The 4,472-nt window shown below is 74.4% G+C and carries 3 protein-coding genes; all 3 read left to right on the plus strand.

The features are described 5' to 3' along the window. The first annotated feature begins 133 nt into the window (after nt 1–133). The 3 genes from AB0I98_RS49460 (at nt 134) to AB0I98_RS49470 (ending at nt 4,230) form a co-directional block, all read left to right on the plus strand. Nucleotides 134–1,090: an aromatase/cyclase gene (locus tag AB0I98_RS49460; protein ID WP_362953050.1), complete on the plus strand. Its 957-nt coding sequence runs from the start codon at nt 134–136 to the stop codon at nt 1,088–1,090. 447 nt (nt 1,091–1,537) lie between these two features. Continuing rightward, entirely contained in the window at nt 1,538–3,298 is a 1,761-nt protein-coding gene (locus tag AB0I98_RS49465) for an acyl-CoA dehydrogenase (RefSeq protein WP_362953052.1), read from the plus strand. Between the two features lie 35 nt (nt 3,299–3,333). Then, complete coding sequence (locus AB0I98_RS49470) at nt 3,334–4,230, plus strand: 4'-phosphopantetheinyl transferase superfamily protein (RefSeq protein ID WP_362953054.1); 897 nt, start codon at nt 3,334–3,336, stop codon at nt 4,228–4,230. Nucleotides 4,231–4,472 lie beyond the last annotated feature (242 nt).

Genomic DNA, 4,472 nt, shown 5'->3' on the forward strand with positions numbered 1-4,472 from the left:
GGCCAGTTGACCCGCACCGTCCTGGACCGGGCGCTGGCCCCGCTGCGGCCCGCCGCCCCGCTCGCACCGCAGGCCCGGCGCGAGCCGGCCCCCGGCCTGCCCACCCCTGTCCCTCGCCCAAGGAGCACTGATCATGACCGGTGAGCGTGTGCACCGTACCTCCCACTCGGCCGAGGTGGACGCCCCGGCCGGGGTCGTGTACGGGCTGATCTCGGACGCGGCGCGCTGGCCGCTGTTCTTCCCGGAGAACGTGCACGTGGAGCGGCTGGAGTTCGACGGCACCAACGAGCGGCTGCGGATGTGGGCGACGACCGGCCGCGGCGTCAGGTCGTGGATCTCCGAGCGGACCCAGGATCCCGGCACCCGGTGCGTTCAGTTCCACCAGACGCATCCGCAGCTGCCCGTGACGACGATGCACGGCACCTGGATCGTCGAGGAGCGGCCCGACGGGACCAGCCGGCTGACCCTGCTGCACGACTTCGCGGTGCTCGGCGACAGCGCCGGCGACCTGGCCTGGGCGGAGCAGGTCCTCGAGCGCAACGCCCGGGCCGAGCTGGCGAGTCTGACCTCGCTCGCGGAGCGCTGGCGGCGCTTCGACGACCTGGTGCTGTCCTTCGAGGACACGGTCCGTATCGATGCCCCCGCCGAGCCGGTGTACGACTTCCTGTACCGGGTCGGCGACTGGCCCGAACTGGTTCCGCATGTGACACGGCTGGAGCTGACGGAGGACACGCCCGGGGTGCAGATCATGGCGATGGACACGCGCACCGCGGACGGGGCCACCCACACCACCGAGTCCGTGCGGATCTGTTTCCCGCACGCGGGGCGCATCGTCTACAAGCAGACCCGCACGCCCGCGCTGATGGAGGCGCACACCGGGGAGTGGAACGTCGTCTGCGACGAGCACGGGGTCAGCGCCGTCGCGCAGCACAGCGTGGTGCTGCGCGAGGAGGCGGTCGAGCGGGTGCTGGGGCCGGGGGCGGACCTCGCCCGGGCCCGGCGCCACGTCCGCGAGGTGCTGGGCCGCAACTCCACGGCCACCCTCCAACTGGCCCGGCAGTACGCGCAGTCCGTGACCCGGGCGGCCTGAGCCGCCTGATGAGGACGCAGGCAGGAATGAGCACGGACCACAGGGCCACGATCGCGGGCCCACCTCTCCCGCTTCGCTCCCTCGGCGCCTTCCTCACCCGCAAGCTGCCCGCCCCGGTGCCCCGCTAGCGCCGTGACCGGCCCAGCCAAGGCTGCCGCGCCTCCCGGACGGGAGCGCGGCAGCCCCCTTTTTTTCACGCCCCGGTGTGCTCGGGGGACGCTCGCACACCTCCCGGGTGCCGCTCGAGCCGTGCCCGGGCGGCACTCGAGAAAGAAACCGCACACACGGTCTGTTCTGCGGTTTCCGGTCGCCGGCTCCCGGCCCGCCCCTCGATTCGTGGACGCCGTCTTGAGCACGGCTCCAGCCGCCTGCGAGCCGCGGCCGTCAGGGTCGGGCGTACAGACGTGACAGGTATGTACCGCGACCAAGGAGCTGACCGACGCCGCCATGACCACCACAGCCGAGACCGTCACGACGGCCGCGCCCGGGCGGGGCCGCTGGGAGGCGCACGCCCTCGCGCGCGCCGCACGGCTGGAGGCCCTGCTCGGCGATCCGTACGACGTGGCCAACCCGCACGGTCTGCGCGCCCTGTTCGCCGCCGACCACCGGCGCACCCCGCCCGCCGCGACCGAGGCCCTGCTCGACGAGGTGGGCCTGGCCGCGGAGTTCGTCCCCCTCGAGCACGGCGGGCGCCTGACCCGCGCCGATCTGCTCGCGCGCACCCTGCGCCCCGTCTTCAGGCGCGATGTCGCGCTCGGCTTCGGGTACGGCATCACCTCGCTGTTCGCCACCGGCGCCGTCTGGGCGGCCGGCACCCCCGCCCAGCGCCGCACGCTCGCCGACCTGCTGCTCGACGGCAAACGCGCCACGATCCTGCACCACGAACTCGCCCACGCCAACGCCATCCTGCGCCACGAGTTCACCGCCCGGCCCGCGGCGTACGGCGGGCTCAGCCTGTACGGCCGCAAGGACCTGATCATCAACGCGGCGCGCGCCGACGCGCAGATCGTCTACGCCCGTACCGACGCCGCGCGCGGACCGCGCAGCCACTCCGTGTTCCTCCTCGACCCCGCGCGGGCCGAACCCGGCACCATGCGGCACCTGCCGCGGATCGAGACCTCGGGGATGCGCGGAGCACTCTTCTCCGGCCTTCAGTTCGAGGGCCGCACGCTGGACGACGACGCCCTCGTCGGCCGCGGCGGCGACGGCGTCGCGCTGGCGCTGCGCACCTTCCAGGTCAACCGCAGCGTCATCTGCGGGGTCGTCACCGCGGCCGCCGACACCGTCCTGCACTCCGCGGTCAGGGCCGCGACCACCGGCCGCAGCGGGCCCGTCGCCCGCCGCTGGCACAAGCCGCTCACCGGCGTCTTCGCCGATCTGCTGGCCTGCGACAGCATGGCCACCGTCGCCCTGCGCGCACTGGGCCTGCTGCCCGACCGGGCCCATGTGCTGGCCGCCGCCGTCAAGTACGTCGTGCCCGACCTGCTGCGGGAGAACCTGGAGGAACTCTCCACCGTGCTGGGCTCGCGCGGCTACCGGCACGGCAGCCCCCAGTACGGCGCCCTCGACAAGCTGGTGCGGGACCTTCCGGTCGCCGGGCTCGGCCACGCCGGCACCGCCGCCTGCCAGGCCGTGATCGTGCCGCAGCTGCGCACGCTCGCCGAGAGCGCCTGGTTCGCCGAGGACGAGCCGCCGCCCGAGCTGTTCCGCACCGGCGCCGACCTGCCGCCGCTCGACTACCGGCTGCTGGGCATCGCCGGCGGCGGCGACTTCATGGCCGCCTCCCTCATCGGCTCCGCCGGCCGGCTCGCCCCCTCCCGCCAGGTCGGCGGCCAGATCACCGCGCTCGCCGAACTCGCCGAGGCGTTCGTCGCCGAGCTGCGCGCGCTGCGCGAGACCTGCCGGCGGCTGCCGCCGGCCGGGGCCGCCGCCCTGGGCGATCCCGCGGTGTGCGTGCTCAGCGACCGCTACAGCCTGATCGCCGCCGCGGCCGCGGTCCTGGGCATCTGGGAGGGCCAGGACGGCACGGACCCGTTCCTGGCCGACGCGGCGTGGGCCGTGCTCGCGCTGTCCCGGATCGGCGAGCGCCTGGGCATCCCGGTGCCCGACCTGCCCGACGGCTGCGCGGCGTACGTCATGGACGAACTGGTCCGCCGCTACCGGGCCGGACTCAGCTGCGATCTGGACGCGACACCGCTCGCCCAGTGACCGGCACAGGCAAGCAGGGAAAGGGGGACAGGAGCATGAGCGCAGGGACAGGGGCCAGGCCGGCCCCGCCGGCCGAACCGGTCGCGGTGCCCGCGTCGGCCTTCGACGCCGACCGCATCAGCGAACCGGTGCACGTCAGCGGGCCCGACGGCCCGTGGCACCGGGTGCGGGAGGGAATGCGGCTGCGGGGCAACGCCGTCGTCTACACCACCTGGGGGCAGTGGCTGGCCACCGCCGTCACCGATCCCGCGTTGCGGCCGCTGCTCGGGCGGGACTGGACGCGCTACCGGCGCACCGCCGACCCGGTCGTGCGTTTCAGGTTCGTGGCCTCCCGGCTGGCCACCAAGTTCACGGCCGCGGCGGCGCTGGACACCGAGGCGGCCGACCTCGACCTCGCCTACAAGATCGGGGGCCGGCCCTATCTGCGCGGGCTGGACCAGATCGACGTGAGCCTCACCCACACCGACGACCTCATCGCGGTCGGGGTCAGCCGCAACGGGCGGATCGGCGTCGACGCGGAGCCCGCCGCACGGACCATGGCGTTCGACCTGATGCAGGAGCATGTGTGCACGCCCGCCGAACGGCTGGGCCTCGAGCGGCTGCCGGAGGCCGAGCGGTCGGCCGGGCTGCTGCGGCTGTGGACGCTGAAGGAGGCCTACACCAAGGCCCTCGGGCAGGGACTGCGGCTGGGCTTCTCCGAGTTCGGCTTCGGCATCGGCAGCGGAGGGCTGCTGGCCCCGGACGGCACGCCCGCCGCGCGCGGCGAGTGGGCCTTCAGCACGCACCAGGCACTGGGCCGCTACCTCATCAGCGTCGCCTGCCACGACACCGGCCTGGACACGTCCCGGGACACGGCGCCGAGCACCATGCTCGACGAGGGCTTCATGGGCGCGGTGGCGGACCTGCTCGACGGCCCGGCGGACCAGCGGTGACACCCGGGGCACGCTCAGGCCGGGGCCCAGGCCGCGTCCAGGACCGGTCGAGGATCCACACCCCCGTGCCCGTACGACCGGGCGGCCCCGGCCGGGCCGGCTGCGGCTGTGCGGCGCCGGACCAAGGGACGCGGGGCCTGGGCCCACGTGCGGTGCCCTTGTCGCGTGGGTTCTGGAGCGTCGGTCGGCGGGTGGACTCCTTCACGCGGGCACACCGTCTGACGGTTCCAGGCCGACATCGT

Origin of the sequence: Streptomyces sp. NPDC050211, assembly GCF_040656035.1 — a bacterium.
Classification (GTDB): domain Bacteria; phylum Actinomycetota; class Actinomycetes; order Streptomycetales; family Streptomycetaceae; genus Streptomyces.